The sequence below is a fragment of the Streptomyces sp. NPDC059866 genome (genome assembly GCF_042731325.1).
GTDB classification, from domain to species: Bacteria; Actinomycetota; Actinomycetes; order Streptomycetales; family Streptomycetaceae; genus Streptomyces; species Streptomyces flavusporus.
Genome location: NZ_JBHWJT010000009.1, coordinates 30,511 through 45,841 on the forward strand (window position 1 = coordinate 30,511; position 15,331 = coordinate 45,841).

General features: G+C 69.0%; 14 protein-coding genes. 8 read left to right on the forward strand and 6 right to left on the reverse strand.

Annotation, left to right across the window (positions count from 1 at the left end):
• Positions 1 to 48: 48 nt before the first annotated feature.
• Both ACFV7R_RS15715 and ACFV7R_RS15720 read right to left on the reverse strand, forming a co-directional pair.
• Positions 49 to 1,557, reverse strand: a complete 1,509-nt coding sequence (locus tag ACFV7R_RS15715) for a VCBS repeat-containing protein (RefSeq protein WP_385263846.1) — start codon at positions 1,555 to 1,557, stop codon at positions 49 to 51.
• A gap of 240 nt (positions 1,558 to 1,797) precedes the next feature.
• Positions 1,798 to 4,065 carry a (Fe-S)-binding protein gene (locus ACFV7R_RS15720; RefSeq protein WP_385263847.1) on the reverse strand — a complete coding sequence of 756 codons (2,268 nt, stop codon included), beginning with the start codon at positions 4,063 to 4,065 and terminating at the stop codon, positions 1,798 to 1,800.
• 416 nt (positions 4,066 to 4,481) lie between these two features.
• On the opposite strand from ACFV7R_RS15720, the gene dnaK reads away from it, so the two are divergent.
• Genes dnaK through ACFV7R_RS15740 form a run of 4 tightly spaced genes read left to right on the forward strand, consistent with a single transcriptional unit; the run spans position 4,482 to position 8,652 of the window.
• Positions 4,482 to 6,332: a molecular chaperone DnaK gene (gene dnaK / locus ACFV7R_RS15725; RefSeq protein ID WP_385263848.1), complete on the forward strand. Its 1,851-nt coding sequence runs from the start codon at positions 4,482 to 4,484 to the stop codon at positions 6,330 to 6,332.
• Positions 6,329 to 6,973, forward strand: coding sequence for a nucleotide exchange factor GrpE (gene grpE / locus ACFV7R_RS15730; RefSeq protein ID WP_129799053.1), 645 nt, complete (start codon positions 6,329 to 6,331; stop codon positions 6,971 to 6,973). The genes dnaK and grpE overlap by 4 nt, the downstream gene beginning before the upstream one ends.
• Before the next feature lie 42 nt (positions 6,974 to 7,015).
• Positions 7,016 to 8,194, forward strand: a complete 1,179-nt coding sequence (dnaJ, locus tag ACFV7R_RS15735) for a molecular chaperone DnaJ (RefSeq protein WP_129799054.1) — start codon at positions 7,016 to 7,018, stop codon at positions 8,192 to 8,194.
• Between the two features lie 5 nt (positions 8,195 to 8,199).
• Positions 8,200 to 8,652 (forward strand): heat shock protein transcriptional repressor HspR, encoded by a 453-nt coding sequence (locus tag ACFV7R_RS15740; protein ID WP_129799145.1) that lies wholly within the window; start codon positions 8,200 to 8,202, stop codon positions 8,650 to 8,652.
• A 195-nt stretch (positions 8,653 to 8,847) separates the two neighbouring features.
• Here the strand turns inward: ACFV7R_RS15740 and ACFV7R_RS15745 are convergent, their stop codons facing one another.
• Complete coding sequence (locus tag ACFV7R_RS15745) at positions 8,848 to 9,681, reverse strand: DUF6597 domain-containing transcriptional factor (protein ID WP_385263850.1); 834 nt, start codon at positions 9,679 to 9,681, stop codon at positions 8,848 to 8,850.
• A 62-nt stretch (positions 9,682 to 9,743) separates the two neighbouring features.
• On the opposite strand from ACFV7R_RS15745, the gene ACFV7R_RS15750 reads away from it, so the two are divergent.
• Entirely contained in the window at positions 9,744 to 10,373 is a 630-nt protein-coding gene (locus ACFV7R_RS15750; RefSeq protein ID WP_385263852.1) for a TIGR03086 family metal-binding protein, read from the forward strand.
• On the opposite strand, the gene ACFV7R_RS15755 is transcribed toward ACFV7R_RS15750, so the two are convergent.
• Complete coding sequence (locus tag ACFV7R_RS15755; protein ID WP_385263853.1) at positions 10,370 to 10,702, reverse strand: DUF899 family protein; 333 nt, start codon at positions 10,700 to 10,702, stop codon at positions 10,370 to 10,372. The two genes, ACFV7R_RS15750 and ACFV7R_RS15755, sit on opposite strands and share 4 nt — an antisense overlap.
• A gap of 56 nt (positions 10,703 to 10,758) precedes the next feature.
• Between ACFV7R_RS15755 and ACFV7R_RS15760 the strand changes: the two genes are divergently transcribed.
• A complete protein-coding gene (locus ACFV7R_RS15760) occupies positions 10,759 to 11,061 on the forward strand; it encodes a Uma2 family endonuclease (protein ID WP_385263854.1) in 303 nt (100 codons plus the stop codon).
• A gap of 16 nt (positions 11,062 to 11,077) precedes the next feature.
• Here the strand turns inward: ACFV7R_RS15760 and ACFV7R_RS15765 are convergent, their stop codons facing one another.
• Entirely contained in the window at positions 11,078 to 11,488 is a 411-nt protein-coding gene (locus ACFV7R_RS15765; protein ID WP_385263856.1) for a hypothetical protein, read from the reverse strand.
• A gap of 222 nt (positions 11,489 to 11,710) precedes the next feature.
• Between ACFV7R_RS15765 and ACFV7R_RS15770 the strand changes: the two genes are divergently transcribed.
• Together ACFV7R_RS15770 and ACFV7R_RS15775 are read left to right on the forward strand one after the other, a co-directional pair.
• Entirely contained in the window at positions 11,711 to 12,802 is a 1,092-nt protein-coding gene (locus ACFV7R_RS15770) for a sugar ABC transporter substrate-binding protein (RefSeq protein ID WP_385263857.1), read from the forward strand.
• Positions 12,803 to 13,018: 216 nt separating this feature from the next.
• On the forward strand, positions 13,019 to 14,065 hold the full coding sequence (locus ACFV7R_RS15775) for a response regulator transcription factor (protein ID WP_385263859.1): 1,047 nt from the start codon (positions 13,019 to 13,021) through the stop codon (positions 14,063 to 14,065).
• A 15-nt stretch (positions 14,066 to 14,080) separates the two neighbouring features.
• Here ACFV7R_RS15775 and ACFV7R_RS15780 read toward each other — a convergent pair whose 3' ends face one another.
• On the reverse strand, positions 14,081 to 15,037 hold the full coding sequence (locus ACFV7R_RS15780) for a helix-turn-helix transcriptional regulator (protein ID WP_385263861.1): 957 nt from the start codon (positions 15,035 to 15,037) through the stop codon (positions 14,081 to 14,083).
• Positions 15,038 to 15,331 lie beyond the last annotated feature (294 nt).

Consider the following 15,331-nt stretch of genomic DNA (forward strand, 5'->3'; position numbering starts at 1 on the left):
GAGGCCGGGCCCGCGGGTGCGGGCCCGGCATGCGGTTCTACGGCGGTTTCAGTCGGCGAAGTTGGCGCCGAAGTACGGAGTGCCGGTCGACGCGACGCCCGTCCAGTGCGGGGCGACGGAGTCGGCGCCGGTCGTGGTGATCTTCGAGCCGTTGGACGGCAGGAAGGTGACCAGCCCGTTGCCGTCGTTCTCGGCGGAGCCCGCGAGGAGGTCGGCCCTGCCGTCGCCGGTGACGTCGTCGAGCTTGACGTCGATGCCGAACATGTCGTTGTCCTCGTTGGTGCCGGGCACGCTCGCGGTGTCCTGGGAGAAGGACTGGGCGCCCGACGCGGTGTTCAGGCCGCTCGCCGTGCCGTAGAGGATCGTGACCGCACCGGTGTCGACGTCGTCGCCGATGTTCTCCCCGGCGACGCCGATCGCGAGGTCGAGGAAGCCGTCGCCGTTGACGTCGCCGAGGTCGAGCTCGTAGCCGAAGTAGTCGTTGCCCTCGGCGGTGCCGGGGACGTTGTTGGTGTCCTGGGTGATGCCGGTGGCGGCGGTGGTGAGGGGGCCGCCGTCCGAGCCGCGGATCACCCAGACCTTGCCGCCCTTGCCGGAGTCGGGGACCGGGGTGCCGTCCTCGGTGGTGGTGTTCCAGTGCGCGCCGCTGACGACATCGCCGTAGCCGTCGTGGTCGATGTCGCCGATCGCGGTGATCACGCCGGGCTTGAGGGGCTCGGCACCGGAGACGTTCAGGCCGCCTGAGCCGCCGGGGATGAAGTAGTTGCGGTTCCAGCCGTAGTCGGTTTCGGTCTCGTAGCCGTCGACCACCAGGTCGGTCTCCGGGCCGCCGTTGATGTTGCCGGCGGTCAGGTTCATGGGGCCGCCCACCTCGCTGCCGTCCATGATCGGGGGCTTGATCGTGTACCGGCCGCCCGGCGCGCCGGAGGAGTCGAAGCCGCCCTTGAGGACGTGGATGGTGCCGGTGTTGCTGCCGACGGCCAGGTCGGCCTTGCCGTCGCCGTCGAAGTCGCCGGCGGCGAGGGTCTTGCCCCAGAAGTCGTGCGCGGACCGGGCCGGGTCGGCGACGACGGAGCCGCCTTGGAGGCCGGAGGCCGAGCCCCACAGGATGGTGACCATGCCGCCGTCGGTGTCGCCGTCGATGTCCTCGCCCGGGGCGCTGACGGCGAGGTCGTCGTAGCCGTCGCCGTTGAAGTCGGCGTAGGCGGAGTCCCGGCCGAAGGAGTCGCCGGCCTCGGCGCCGCCGGGGATGCCGTTGGAGTTCTGGCTGATGGTGGAGTTCGGCGTGGCGGGCTCTAGGTCGCCGGAATAGGTGCCGTCCGACACGCCGGCGGGGGTGCCGTAGAGGGCGACGATCTGGCCGGCGTTCTTCTTGGCGTTCACGTAGGCGCCGTCGGCGGAGAAGGCGACGTCGCCGACGCCGTCGCCGTTGAAGTCGGCCTGCGGGACGTGCGTGGAGTCCGCGGCCGTCGCCGTCGCCGCGGAGAACGTGAGCAGCCCGCCCGTCAGCGCGGCCGCGGTGGCCGTCGCGAGGGCGAGTCGCAGGGTGTGCTGCATGCGGGGTCTCCTGCTGCATGCGGGGATGCCCGGCGGGCATCCGCAGTCAATGGGGTGCGGACCGTCCGTGTTTGCCGGGAGTTCTCTTCGGGTCCACGTGGCAGTCGGCGATCAAGAGACCTGTGCGGACGGGCAAGGGTTGTACGTGAGTTCGGTAACTCTTGGGGAACGGGGCCCGTGAACGCCGACGCTCCCACGCCGGGAGCGGCGTGGGAGCGTCGGCCGTGGGGACCGGGTCGGTTACTTCACCGGCTCCGGTTCCGATTCCGTCTCCGTGTCCGACGAACCCTCCGGGGCGGCCGGCGTCTTCACGGAGTCCAGCAGCAGCTGGGCGACGTCGACGACCTGGATGGACTCCTTCGCCTGACCGTCGTTCTTCTTGCCGTTGACCGAGTCGGTCAGCATGACCAGGCAGAACGGGCAGGCCGTGGACACGATGTCGGGGTTGAGGGAGAGGGCCTCGTCGACACGCTCGTTGTTGATGCGCTTGCCGATCCGCTCCTCCATCCACATCCGTGCACCACCGGCGCCGCAGCAGAAGCCGCGCTCCTTGTGGCGGTGCATCTCCTGCTGGCGCAGGCCCGGAACGGCGGTCATGATCTCGCGCGGGGGCGTGTAGATCTTGTTGTGGCGGCCCAGGTAGCAGGGGTCGTGGTACGTGATGAGGCCCTCGACCGGGGTGACCGGGATCAGCTTGCCCTCGTCGATGAGGTGCTGGAGCAGCTGGGTGTGGTGGATCACCTCGTAGTCGCCGCCGAGCTGCGGGTACTCGTTGCCGAGGGTGTTGAGGCAGTGGGGGCACGTCGCGACGATCTTCTTCGCCGACTTGGGCTTGCGGGTCGACTCGTCCTCGTCGTCCTCGCCGAACGCCATGTTCAGCGCCGCCACGTTCTCCATGCCGAGCTCCTGGAACAGCGGCTCGTTGCCGAGGCGCCGTGCCGAGTCACCCGTGCACTTCTCGTCCCCGCCCATGATCGCGAACTTGACGCCCGCCATGTGGAGGAGTTCCGCGAAGGCCTTCGTGGTCTTCTTGGCGCGGTCCTCGAGGGCGCCCGCACAGCCGACCCAGTACAGGTACTCGACCTCGGACAGGTCCTCGATGTCCTTGCCGACGACCGGCACCTCGAAGTCGACTTCCTTCGTCCACTCCAGGCGCTGCTTCTTGGCCAGGCCCCAGGGGTTGCCCTTCTTCTCCAGGTTCTTGAGCATCGTGCCCGCCTCGGACGGGAACGCGCTCTCGATCATCACCTGGTAGCGGCGCATGTCGACGATGTGGTCGATGTGCTCGATGTCGACCGGGCACTGCTCGACGCAGGCACCGCAGGTGGTGCAGGACCACAGCACGTCCGGGTCGATGACGCCGTTCTCCTCGACGGTGCCGATCAGCGGACGCTCGGCCTCGGCGAGAGCGGCGGCCGGGACGTCCTTCAGCTGCTCCTCGGACGCCTTCTCCTCGCCCTCCATCGTCTTGCCGCCGCCGGCCAGCAGGTACGGCGCCTTGGCGTGCGCGTGGTCCCGCAGCGACATGATCAGCAGCTTCGGGGAGAGCGGCTTGCCCGTGTTCCAGGCCGGGCACTGCGACTGGCAGCGGCCGCACTCGGTGCAGGTGGAGAAGTCCAGCAGGCCCTTCCAGGAGAACTGCTCGACCTGGCTGACACCGAAGACGTCGTCCTCGCCGGGGTCGGTGAAGTCGATCGGCTTGCCGCCGGACGTCATGGGCTGGAGCGCGCCGAGGGCGGTCTCACCCGTCGCGTTGCGCTTGAACCAGATGTTCGGGAAGGCGAGGAAGCGGTGCCAGGCCACACCCATGTTGGTGTTCAGCGAGACCACGATCATCCAGATGAACGAGGTGCTGATCTTCACCATCGCGACGAAGTAGACCAGGTTCTGCAGCGCGGTGACGCTCAGGCCCTTGAAGGCCAGCACCAGCGGGTACGAGGCGAAGTACGCGGCCTCGTAGTGCTCCACGTGGTGGATCGCACCCTCCAGGCCGCGCAGCACGTAGATCGCGAGGCCGATGGTGAGGATGACGTACTCGACGAAGTACGCCTGGCCGGACTTGGAGCCTGCGAAGCGCGACTTGCGGCCCGCTCGGGACGGCAGGCTCAGCAGACGGATGACCATCAGGACGGCGATGCCCAGGACGGTCATCACGCCGATGAACTCGATGTACAGCTCGAACGGCAGGAACCCGCCGATGATCGGCAGCGTCCAGTCGGCCTGGAAGAGCTGGCCGAAGGCCTGGGCGAGGGTCGGCGGCAGCGTCAGGAAGCCGACCGCCACGAACCAGTGGGCGACGCCGACGATGCCCCAGCGGTTCATCCGGGTATGGCCGAGGAACTCCCGCACCAGCGTCACGCTGCGCGCGTAGGGGTTGTCGGTCCGGCTGCCGGCCGGGACCGGCTGGCCCAGTCTGAAGTACCGGACGAACTGGCCGATGGCGCGCGCGAGCAGCGCAACGCCGACCACGGTCAGGACCAGCGACACGATGATCGCGGCGAGTTGCATTGGGGGCTCCTCGGGCCTGCGAGGGGGGAGATCTGTTGATTACTAAGCGGTAACTTATGCGGTCCGTCTGAGACTACCCATTTCCTCGGTCGCACTGTAGCCAGGGGGCCGGTGATCTGCGTCGCTGAGGCATACCTGACCGTATGGGGCATGGCGCGCCAGGCTGATCCCAGTATTTCTCACATATCGTGACATTCCGCTTGGCGTGGGGCTGTGCTCTGTGCGGCTGCGGGTGAGGGTCACCGGACGGGTGAAGGCAACCTCGGCTCGTCCCGCTGCGTCTCTGCAGGTCACCGGGCGGTTGCGCGTAAGGAGCGGATAAGAGTTGAGTCCGCTCGACTCAGGTCTGTTGACCCGGCGGCGGGCGTCATGCACACTTGAGTCCGTTCCACTCAAGTCAGCTGGAGGAATCAACCATGGCACGTGCGGTCGGCATCGACCTGGGCACGACTAACTCCGTCGTCAGCGTTCTGGAGGGCGGCGAGCCCACCGTCATCACCAACGCCGAGGGCGCCAGGACCACGCCGTCCGTCGTCGCCTTCGCCAAGAACGGTGAGGTGCTCGTCGGCGAGGTCGCCAAGCGCCAGGCGGTCACCAACGTCGACAGGACCATCCGGTCGGTCAAGCGCCACATGGGCACCGACTGGAAGATCAACCTCGACGGCAAGGACTTCAACCCGCAGCAGATCAGCGCCTTCGTGCTGCAGAAGCTGAAGCGGGACGCCGAGGCCTACCTGGGCGAGAAGGTGACCGACGCGGTCATCACCGTCCCGGCGTACTTCAACGACTCGGAGCGCCAGGCCACCAAGGAGGCCGGCGAGATCGCGGGCCTGAACGTCCTGCGCATCGTCAACGAGCCGACCGCCGCCGCCCTGGCGTACGGCCTCGACAAGGACGACCAGACGATCCTCGTCTTCGACCTCGGTGGCGGCACCTTCGACGTGTCCCTCCTGGAGATCGGCGACGGCGTCGTCGAGGTGAAGGCCACCAACGGTGACAACCACCTCGGTGGTGACGACTGGGACCAGCGCGTCGTCGACTACCTGGTGAAGCAGTTCCAGTCCGGTCACGGCGTGGACCTCAGCAAGGACAAGATGGCGCTCCAGCGCCTGCGCGAGGCCGCCGAGAAGGCGAAGATCGAGCTGTCCTCGTCCACCGAGACCTCGATCAACCTGCCCTACATCACGGCCTCCGCCGAGGGTCCGCTGCACCTGGACGAGAAGCTCACCCGCGCCCAGTTCCAGCAGCTGACCGCCGACCTGCTGGAGCGCTGCAAGACGCCGTTCCACAACGTCATCAAGGACGCCGGCATCCAGCTGAGCGAGATCGACCACGTCGTCCTCGTCGGTGGCTCCACCCGTATGCCGGCCGTCGCCGAGCTGGTCAAGGAGCTGACCGGCGGCAAGGACGCCAACAAGGGCGTCAACCCGGACGAGGTCGTCGCCATCGGCGCCGCCCTGCAGGCCGGTGTGCTCAAGGGCGAGGTCAAGGACGTCCTGCTCCTCGACGTGACCCCGCTGTCCCTCGGTATCGAGACCAAGGGCGGCATCATGACCAAGCTGATCGAGCGCAACACCACGATCCCGACGAAGCGTTCGGAGATCTTCACCACGGCCGAGGACAACCAGCCGTCGGTGCAGATCCAGGTCTACCAGGGCGAGCGCGAGATCGCGGCGTACAACAAGAAGCTCGGCATGTTCGAGCTGACCGGTCTGCCCCCGGCGCCGCGCGGCGTCCCGCAGATCGAGGTCTCCTTCGACATCGACGCCAACGGCATCATGCACGTCACGGCGAAGGACCTCGGCACCGGCAAGGAGCAGAAGATGACCGTCACCGGCGGCTCCTCGCTGCCGAAGGACGAGGTCGACCGGATGCGCCAGGAGGCCGAGCAGTACGCGGAGGAGGACCACCGCCGCCGCGAGGCCGCCGAGTCCCGCAACCAGGGCGAGCAGCTCGTCTACCAGACCGAGAAGTTCCTCAAGGACAACGAGGACAAGGTCCCGGGCGACGTCAAGACCGAGGTCGAGGCCGCCGTCGAGGAGCTGAAGACCGCGCTGAAGGGCGAGGACACCGCCGAGATCCGCACGGCCACCGAGAAGGTCGCCGCGGTCTCCCAGAAGGTGGGCCAGGCCATGTACGCCGACGCCAATGCCGCACAGGCCGCGGGTGGCCCCGAGGGTGCCACCGCCGGTGGGGCCAAGCCGGCCGACGACGACGTCGTGGACGCCGAGATCGTGGACGACGAGCGTAAGGACGGTGCCGCGTGACGGAGGAGACCCCGGGCTTTGAAGAGAAGCCCGACGTCCCCTCCGGCGCCACTCCTGACGACGCCGAGCCGCAGGCCGCTCCCGCAGAGGGGGCGGCCCCGGCCGGGGACGCAAGCGCAGATGCCGGTCTGCTGGCCCAGCTGGACCAGGTGCGCACCGCGCTCAACGAGCGCACCGTGGACCTCCAGCGGCTTCAGGCCGAGTACCAGAACTACCGCCGCCGGGTCGAGCGTGACCGGATCACGGTCAAGGAGATCGCCGTCGCGAACCTCCTGACCGAGCTCCTGCCCGTGCTCGACGACATCGGACGGGCGCGGGAACACGGCGAGCTGGTCGGCGGCTTCAAGTCCGTCGCCGAGTCGCTGGAGACCGTGGCGGCCAAGATGGGCCTGCAGCAGTTCGGCAAGGAGGGCGAGCCCTTCGACCCGACGATCCACGAGGCCCTGATGCACTCGTACGCGCCGGACGTCACGGAGACGACCTGCGTCGCGATCCTCCAGCCGGGGTATCGCATCGGCGAGCGCACCATCCGCCCCGCGCGGGTGGCCGTCGCCGAGCCGCAGCCGGGCGCGCAGACGGTGAAGGCCGAGGAATCGGCCGAGGGCGACGACAAGGAGAACGGTGGCCCGGACGAGGGCTGACGTTGAACTGACGAGGAACCACGGGAAGGGGGTACGTCGGGGATGAGCACCAAGGACTTCATCGAGAAGGACTACTACAAGGTCCTCGGCGTCCCCAAGGACGCCACCGAGGCCGAGATCAAGAAGGCGTACCGCAAGCTCGCTCGCGAGTACCACCCGGACGCCAACAAGGGCAACGCCAAGGCCGAGGAGCGCTTCAAGGAGATCTCCGAGGCGAACGACATCCTCGGCGACCCCAAGAAGCGCAAGGAGTACGACGAGGCCCGCGCCCTGTTCGGCAACGGTGGCTTCCGCCCGGGCCCCGGCGCGGGCGGCGGCTCGTTCAACTTCGACCTGGGCGACCTCTTCGGAGGCGGTACCCAGGGCGGGGGCGCGGCCGGCGGCTTCGGCGGCGGACTCGGTGACGTCTTCGGGGGCCTGTTCAACCGGGGCGGCACCACGGGTACGCGGACGCAGCCGCGCCGCGGCCAGGACATCGAGTCCGAGGTCACCCTCAGCTTCACCGAGGCGATCGAGGGCGCGACGGTGCCGCTCAGGATGTCCTCCCAGTCACCGTGCAAGGCCTGTTCGGGCACCGGCGACGCGAACGGCACACCGCGCGTGTGCCCGACCTGCGTCGGCACCGGCCAGGTGGCGCGCGGATCGGGCGGCGGCTTCTCCCTGACCGACCCGTGCCCGGACTGCAAGGGCCGCGGTCTGATCGCGGAGAACCCCTGCGAGGTCTGCAAGGGCAGCGGCCGCGCGAAGTCGTCCCGCACCATGCAGGTCCGCATCCCCGCCGGGGTGTCGGACGGCCAGCGCATCCGCCTGCGGGGCAAGGGCGCACCGGGCGAGCGGGGCGGTCCGGCGGGCGACCTGTATGTCGTCGTGCACGTCGACGCCCACCCGGTGTTCGGCCGCAAGGGCGACAACCTGACGGTGACCGTCCCGGTGACGTTCGCCGAGGCGGCCCTCGGCGGCGAGGTCAGGGTCCCCACCCTGGGCGGCCCGCCGGTCACTCTGAAGCTGCCTCCGGGCACGCCCAACGGCCGCACCATGCGGGCCCGGGGCAAGGGCGCGGTCCGCACGGACGGCACCCGCGGCGACCTCCTGGTCACCGTCGAGGTAAGTGTCCCGAAGGACCTGACGGGGAAGGCTCGTGACGCACTCGAGGCGTATCGCGAGGCGACCGCGGGCGAGGATCCGCGGGCGGAGCTGTTCCAGGCCGCGAAGGGAGCATGAGTCAGATGGACGGCCGTCGACGCAACCCGTATGAGCTGACCGAGGAGACCCCGGTCTACGTCATCTCGGTGGCGGCCCAGCTGTCCGGCCTGCACCCGCAGACACTGCGCCAGTACGACCGCCTGGGCCTGGTGTCTCCGGACCGCACGGCCGGCCGGGGCCGCCGCTACTCGGCCCGCGACATCGAACTGCTGCGCACCGTCCAGCAGTTGTCGCAGGACGAGGGCATCAATCTGGCCGGCATCAAGCGCATCATCGAACTGGAGAACCAGGTCGCGGCCCTCCAGTCCCGGGTGGCCGAGCTGGAGGCCGCCCTCGACGGTGCCGCCGCGGCGATGCAGCAGCGCGAGGCCGCGGTGCACGCCTCGTACCGGCGCGACCTGGTGCCGTACCAGGAGGTGCAGCAGACCAGCGCGTTGGTGGTGTGGCGGCCGAAGCGGCAGCAGTCGTCGGACTGAGGCGTACGTGTACGTGAAGGGGCCCGGAGGATTCTCCGGGCCCCTTCGCTGCCCTCCGAGCCCTGGACGGGGAACTCCGCGCCCACTTCCCGGTAGCGCTGGACGAGTTCCGGCTTGCTCCCGCCGGAGGGCCTCGATGTCGAAGCGTTCTTTGGGGCCGGTTCACAGATGACCGTGGAAGGGAGGGTCAGAGGTTCAGGCCGAAGCGCGCCGGGGCGAGGCGGCCGCCGCGTACGCCGTCGGCGGCACGCCCACCGTCGTGGTGAAGTCCCGTACGAGATGGGCCTGGTCGGCGTAGCCGAGGTCGGCGGCGAGCGCGGCCCAGTCGACGTCGCGCCGGGTGCCGGCGAGTTCCAGGGCCTCGTGGATGCGGTAGCGGAGGATCACCCACTTGGGGCTGACCCCGACGTACGCCGAGAAGAGCCGCTGCAGCGCCCGCACCGACAGTCCCTGGCCGCGGGCGAAGTCGCCTACGCGGCGCACGGCGCGGTCGGCGCGGATGCGCTGGACGAGGTCCATGGCGAGGTCGGCCTGCGGATCGGGCGCGTGGGGAAGGGAGAGCAGGAAGGCGTCGAGGGCGGCCACCCGGGCGCGGTCGTCGGCGGGTGTGACGACCGACCGGGCGATGTCCTCTGTGGCCTGCTGGAACACCTCCTGGGCGGGCGACGCGCGGCCGGTCCAGTGCGACACCGGTTCGCCGGGTGCGTACGGCCGGAAGCCACCGGGCCGGAACTTGGCCCCGCACACCCGTCCCCGCCCGGTCAGCTTCCTGGTGTACAGGCCGAGCGCAACGCCGGTCAGCTCGCCGTACGGCGGACCCTCGTCCTCGTCCCACTGGAAGGTGAGGTTGACGGCCGGGTGCGGGACGATGCGGGAGGCATAGGGCTCGGGCAGGTCCCAGTCGATGAGCCAGTACCACTCGACGTACCGGCGCAGCGGCTCGGTGGGCTCGTGGCGGCGGAACCGCACGCGGTTCAGCAGCCCGGAGGGGTCGACGATCCCGCGGGAGTCGTGGCGGGGTGCGGCCATGGCCGGATCGTACGTCGCGTTTCTTCAAGAAGGGCAGTCCCGGGCGTCCCTACGGTCTGGATATGGACACGAAACGCGGTGAAGCGAAGAGCCACACCCTGGGTGATCTGCTGGCGAGGGCGCGGGAGCGGGCCGTTCCGGTGGTCCGGGCGGTTCCCGACGAGCTGCTCGCCGCTCCCACGCCGTGTGCCGACTACGACGTGAAGTCCCTGGTCAACCATCTGTTCCAGGTGGTCGTCGAGTTCCAGAAACTGGCCGCCAAGGGTGAGTCGGATTTCTCCTCGACGCCCGACCGGGTCGGCGCGGGTCCGGACTGGCGTGAGCGGTTCGCGGACGAGACGGACAAGCTGGTGGCGGCCTGGGCCGCACCCGGCGCGGAGGACGGCACGGCTGGGGCGTGGCAGATGCCGGCGCGGCTCGTCGGCTCGATGGCGCTGCTCGATCTGACCGTGCACGTGTGGGACCTGGCGCGAGCCATCGGCCGGGAGTACCCGGTGGACGAAGCGGCGGAGGCGGTGGTGGAGCAGCTCACCGGCACGGTCGCCGAACTGGCGCCGACCGCCCGGGCGACGGGGGTGTTCGCGGACCCGGTGGCGGTGGCGGAGACCGCTTCGGCATTCGAGCGGCTGCTTGCGCAGACCGGTCGGGATCCACACTGGACGCCCTCCGGGCCGGGGCGGAAGGGGGACTAGTACTGGTCCGGGTTGTCCCGGCGCCAGTCCCATGAACGGTCAGGAGCAGCAGCCCGAGTTGCCCGCCGGGGAGGTGCGCCGCCGAGGTCGTCGTCGCGGCCGGCGACGAGCCGTTCGTGGGACTCGGCGGGCACGGAGTACCAGGGCATCTCCCAGCCCATGAAGCGGCGGCAGCGGTCGGACTCCGCGTGGGGGCCCTGGCAGAGGACGGCGAAGGCGACGTCGCGCTGGTGCAGACAGGACAGTTCGCGGACCTGGCCGGTGAAGAAGGTGCAGCCCTCGCACTGGTCGGCGGCGGGGCGGCCGTCGTGCCACCTGTGATACGACACGAACAGCTGGGTACGTCGCCCCGGAGGACACAGAACCGTGCGGGGACGAGGACGACATGGGAGTCAGGGCCGACTCCGTGCACCTCATCGTCGAAGTTGCCTCCCCCGGCAAGCGCAACCAGGACCGCGACCGCATCCGCAAGCGCCGCGAGTACGCCCGCGCCGGCATCCCGGTGTACGTCATCATCGACGACTACGACGGCCAGGGCGCCGTCACCCTCTTCACCGGACCCCGCCCGGACAAGGCCGACTGGGAGGACATCCACCGCGTCCCCTACGGCACCGACGTCACCGTCCCCGAAGGCCCCGCCAAGGGCTTCGTCATCGGCGAGGCGATCACTGGGCCCAGGCGGGGCTGAAGTACCAGGAGGAAGGTCAGCGGTCGACCATGAACTCCAGTGAGGAGTTCTGCTCGCTCGTGCGCCCGTAGGCGTCCACGGCGAACACCGTCGCCATGCAGGGGCCGTTGTACGGCGGTGTCCACTCGATGGTGCCGGTAGTGGACAAGTGGGTGCCGCTGTCTCCGCAGGCGCCGGAGACCTCCCAGGAGTACCCCTTCAGCAGCCGTCCCTCGTCACCCGCTCCGGGCTTGGCCGTGACCTGGATGGGGAATCGCGTGCCACCCGCAGAGACCAGCGTCAGCTGCGGTGCGGCCGGGCCGGTCGCGGTGGCGGGCGTGAGGCGGTCGACGGTTGCCTGACCGGAGGGCACCGACTCGGCGCCCGCGCCGTCCACGGCGACAACGTAGTAGGCCGAAAGTAGTTGGTTGTACGGATCTTCGTTCACGCTCCAACTCCCCGTGGATGGAGGGGAAGTGAAGGGCGTCGGGAGGGGGTTTCGCGGTGTGTTCACGGGCTAAGCGGAACGTGATGTTGTCATCTCGTTAAGTAGTTTCCCTTGACGCTGGGGGGCGCCGCCGCGTTGGCTTTCCAGTCATCCGGGTCGCAGTGTCGCGGCCATGTCCGGAAGGCAGTAGAAGTGAGCTCCCGTATGCGTCGTCGTATCGCCATGTCCGTGGTCGCATCGTCGTTGACCCTGTCGCTGGCAGGCTGTGGCGTGCTGGGCGCGACGGGCGACAGCGCCGACGCGAGCCCGACCAAGGGCAACGACGTCACCGTGGGCCTGCTGCTCCCGGAGAAGGCCAACACGCGCTACGACAAGTTCGACTACCCCATCATCAAGGAGCGGGTCGCCGCCCTCACCAAGAACAAGGGCAAGGTCCAGTACGCCAACGCCGACGCGAGCGCGACCAGGCAGGCGGGCCAGCTCCAGAAGATGATCGACGACCGGGTCGACGTCATCCTGCTGGACGCCGTCGATGCGCACGCCATCGCGAGCAGCGTCGAAAAGGCCAAGGAAGCGGGTATTCCGGTCATCGCCTACGACCGGCTCGCCGAGGGTCCCATCGACGCGTACATCTCCTTCGACAACGAACTCGTCGGCGAGGTCCAGGGCCGCTCTCTCCTCGAGGCGCTCGGCAGCGACATCGACACCTCCGACAAGATCGTCATGATGAACGGCTCGCCCACCGACCCCAACGCCAAGCAGTTCAAGCAGGGCGCGCTGTCCGAGCTGAACGGCAATGTGACCATCGCCCGGTCCTTCGACACCAAGGACTGGAAGCCGGAGAACGCCCAGGCCAACATGGCGGAGGCCATCGAGGCGATCGGCAAGGACAACATCGTCGCCGTCTACGCCGCCAACGACGGCATGGCCGGCGGCGTCATCGAGGCCCTGGAGGCCGCCGGGGTGACCAAGCTGCCGCCGATCACCGGACAGGACGCCGAGCTCGTGGCCGTGCAGCGGATCGTCACCGGCGAGCAGTTCATGAGCGTGTACAAGTCCTACCCGCAGGAGGCCGAGGCCGCCGCCGAGATGGCCGTGGCCAAGGTCCAGGGCAAGGACATCCAGTTCGACGCCCTCACCCGCGACAGGGTCGACAGCCCCACGGACAAGGACATCCCCGCCCAGCTCGTCACCGTCACCGCCCTGACCCAGGAGAACATCAAGGACACGGTCGTCGCGGACGGCATCTACAAGGTCTCGGAGATCTGCACCGCCGAGTACAAGGCGGCGTGCACGGCCATCGGGCTCAAGTAGCCCGGCACAGTCCTGTACAGAAGGGGGCTCGCGTCGTCGGCGCGAGCCCCCTTCGGCGGTTGCAGGTTGTTGCAACGGAACAGCCTGGGGTGGGGGCGAACCCGGCCATACCGGTGGTTTCCCTCGGTCATCGGGGAGTGAGCCGTGTTGCGGAGCAGGTCCCGTCCGCGCATAGTTGCGCTGCGGAAGACGCTGGAACCGGGGGTGGGATGGGCCATGGCCGGGCACGGGACGGACGAGCATCCACATGGTGCTGACCGACTGTGCGAGGCCGGGGATCGTGTGTATTCCCGGGCCGTGCGGCGGGGACGCGTGTCGCGCCGCGATGCCGACGCGGTGCCCTGCTTGCTGGAACTCGCCCTGCTGCACCCCGACCCCGACGACATGGACTGGCTGGTGCCGACCTCGCCGCAGGAGGTCATGACCCGGCTGCTGCGCGGGGTGTACGACGAGATCAGCGCCAGCCAGCGGCGGATGGGCTCGGCGGTCACGGCCTTCGAGTGGTACGCCGGTCTCGGCGGGCGCACGTCCACGGCGGGAGCCGGCGAGGGCACCGCCATCCGGGTCCTGGACGGCTCCTCCCGCATCCAGGCGGCCCTGGACAAGGCGACCGAGGAGTGCACGACGGAGGTCCTCACCGTCCAGCCCGGCGGCATCCGGCGCGAGCACGAGCTCTCCGAGGGTCTGCACCGGGCGCTCGCGCTGCGCGGCCGGGGCGTGCGCATGCGCGACCTGTACAACCATGTGGCCCGGCACGGGCAGGGCCTGCTGAACTACCTCGACCTGATGGGCGACGCGGTTCAGGCGCGCACCCTGGACGAGGTCATCGACCGGCTGATCCTCTTCGACCGCACGGTCGCCTTCATCCCCGCGAACGCCGACCGCACGATGGCGCTGGAGCTGCGTCACCCCGCGCTCGTCGAGTACCTGGTGACGGTCTTCGACCGCCTGTGGCGCCTCGCGATCCCCCTGACCGCCCCTCTCCCCGACACCGGCATCGAGGGCATCTCCCACCGCGAGCAGTCCATCGCGGCACTCCTGGCGGAGGGCCACCAGGACGCGGTGATCGCGGAGCGGCTCGGGATCAGCGTCCGTACGTGCCGGGCGCACATTGCGCGGCTGTCCGAGACGCTGGGGGCGGCGAGCCGGACGCAGCTGGGCGTACGCATCGCCCAGGTGGGTCTGGACGGGCCACCACGCCCCGTCGAACCGGCGAAGGCCGCGATCAGCCTTCCTGATCAAGGATCCCCGACTGCGCGATGAGGTGGCCCGGCGCCGTCAGCCGTTGGGTCCCTCCTGCTTGAGGATCCCTGACTGTGCGATGAGATAGCCGAGTTGGGCACGGCTGCCGCTGCCCAGGGATGACGCCAGTTTGGCTATGTGAGCGCGGCAGGTGCGTACGTTCATGCCCAGCCGACGAGCTATGGCCTCGTCCACGTGGCCCTCCACAAGCAGCTTGGCGATGGAGTGCTGGATGTCGGTGATGCCGTCGGGGGCGGTTTCGTAGGGGGCGCCGGCGCTCAGCGGGACGGCGCGGTTCCACATGAACTCGAAGACCTGGATCAGGTAGCGGACGAGCCCCGGGTGCCGAAGCTCCAATGCGACCTGCCGGTCGTCGCGGACCGGGATGAAGGCGACGGTCTCGTCGCAGATGATGAGCCGCTCGACCAACTCGTCGATCGTGCGGTACTCCGCCTTCCCGTCGGTGAACTGTTCCATGTAGGCCAGCCGCTCCGGACTGTGCCGTGCAGTGTGCTGGTAGAGGGTCCGGATCCGCACTCCCCGCTCGGTGAGTGTCCTGTCGCGTTCCAGCCCCTCGATGAGCCTGTTCTCGGGACGCCGGCCACGACTCGGCTGAACCGTGAGCACTTCGACCTGGCACTGGGCTGTGGCCAGGTCGAGAGCGGAGTTGATCCGGTCGAGGCCCTCGAGGACCGTGATCGAGTGAGCCGGCGTCACCTGCTGGGCGCTGAGGGCCATGAACGGCTCGAAGGCGTCTGCCAGCTCGATCGACATGCGCCTGCGCTCGGTGATCTCGCGCTCTATGGGATTGAGTCGCTGGGCCAGGGCGACCGACGGCGGAAGGGGTACCAGCCAGTTCGGGTCGTCCGGATCAGGATGGAGGAGGGCGAAGTCCATCAGGCAGGGGGCGGATTCAACATCCGTGCGGGCGATACGTCCGGTACGGAGAGCGTTGGCGTAGAGCCGACCGCCTTCGTCACACAGCTCGGTCATCGCATGGGGATGCGTCGCATTAGTCCCATTTGTTTCCAAATCTCCACCCCCCAGGGTCCTGAACATGCAGGAACATGATGCATCGATTGTGTGGCCATGACGTGCCTGAATGAGCCATCGTCTTATCGCACGGGGGAAGAGGGGACCTTCAAGTGAGGACGAAGCCGACTATGCGTAAGAGAATGCTTCGCTCGGTGCTTGTCGCCGCCTTCTCCGCCGTCGTGGCCGTCGGGACGCTGAGTGGCCTGTCGAGCGTGAAGAGTGATGCGTCGGCGGACAGTGTGCGGTCAGCGC

Excerpts from the sequence above, each read along its gene's own strand:
- ACFV7R_RS15715 (WP_385263846.1), bottom strand. The coding sequence starts at position 1,557 with ATGCAGCACACCCTGCGACTCGCCCTCGCGACGGCCACCGCGGCCGCG.
- ACFV7R_RS15740 (WP_129799145.1), top strand. The coding sequence starts at position 8,200 with ATGGACGGCCGTCGACGCAACCCGTATGAGCTGACCGAGGAGACCCCG.
- dnaJ (WP_129799054.1), top strand. The coding sequence starts at position 7,016 with ATGAGCACCAAGGACTTCATCGAGAAGGACTACTACAAGGTCCTCGGC.
- ACFV7R_RS15745 (WP_385263850.1), bottom strand. The coding sequence starts at position 9,681 with ATGGCCGCACCCCGCCACGACTCCCGCGGGATCGTCGACCCCTCCGGG.
- dnaK (WP_385263848.1), top strand. The coding sequence starts at position 4,482 with ATGGCACGTGCGGTCGGCATCGACCTGGGCACGACTAACTCCGTCGTC.
- ACFV7R_RS15750 (WP_385263852.1), top strand. The coding sequence starts at position 9,744 with ATGGACACGAAACGCGGTGAAGCGAAGAGCCACACCCTGGGTGATCTG.
- ACFV7R_RS15780 (WP_385263861.1), bottom strand. The coding sequence starts at position 15,037 with ATGACCGAGCTGTGTGACGAAGGCGGTCGGCTCTACGCCAACGCTCTC.
- ACFV7R_RS15775 (WP_385263859.1), top strand. The coding sequence starts at position 13,019 with ATGGCCGGGCACGGGACGGACGAGCATCCACATGGTGCTGACCGACTG.
- ACFV7R_RS15760 (WP_385263854.1), top strand. The coding sequence starts at position 10,759 with ATGGGAGTCAGGGCCGACTCCGTGCACCTCATCGTCGAAGTTGCCTCC.
- ACFV7R_RS15770 (WP_385263857.1), top strand. The coding sequence starts at position 11,711 with ATGTCCGTGGTCGCATCGTCGTTGACCCTGTCGCTGGCAGGCTGTGGC.
- ACFV7R_RS15720 (WP_385263847.1), bottom strand. The coding sequence starts at position 4,065 with ATGCAACTCGCCGCGATCATCGTGTCGCTGGTCCTGACCGTGGTCGGC.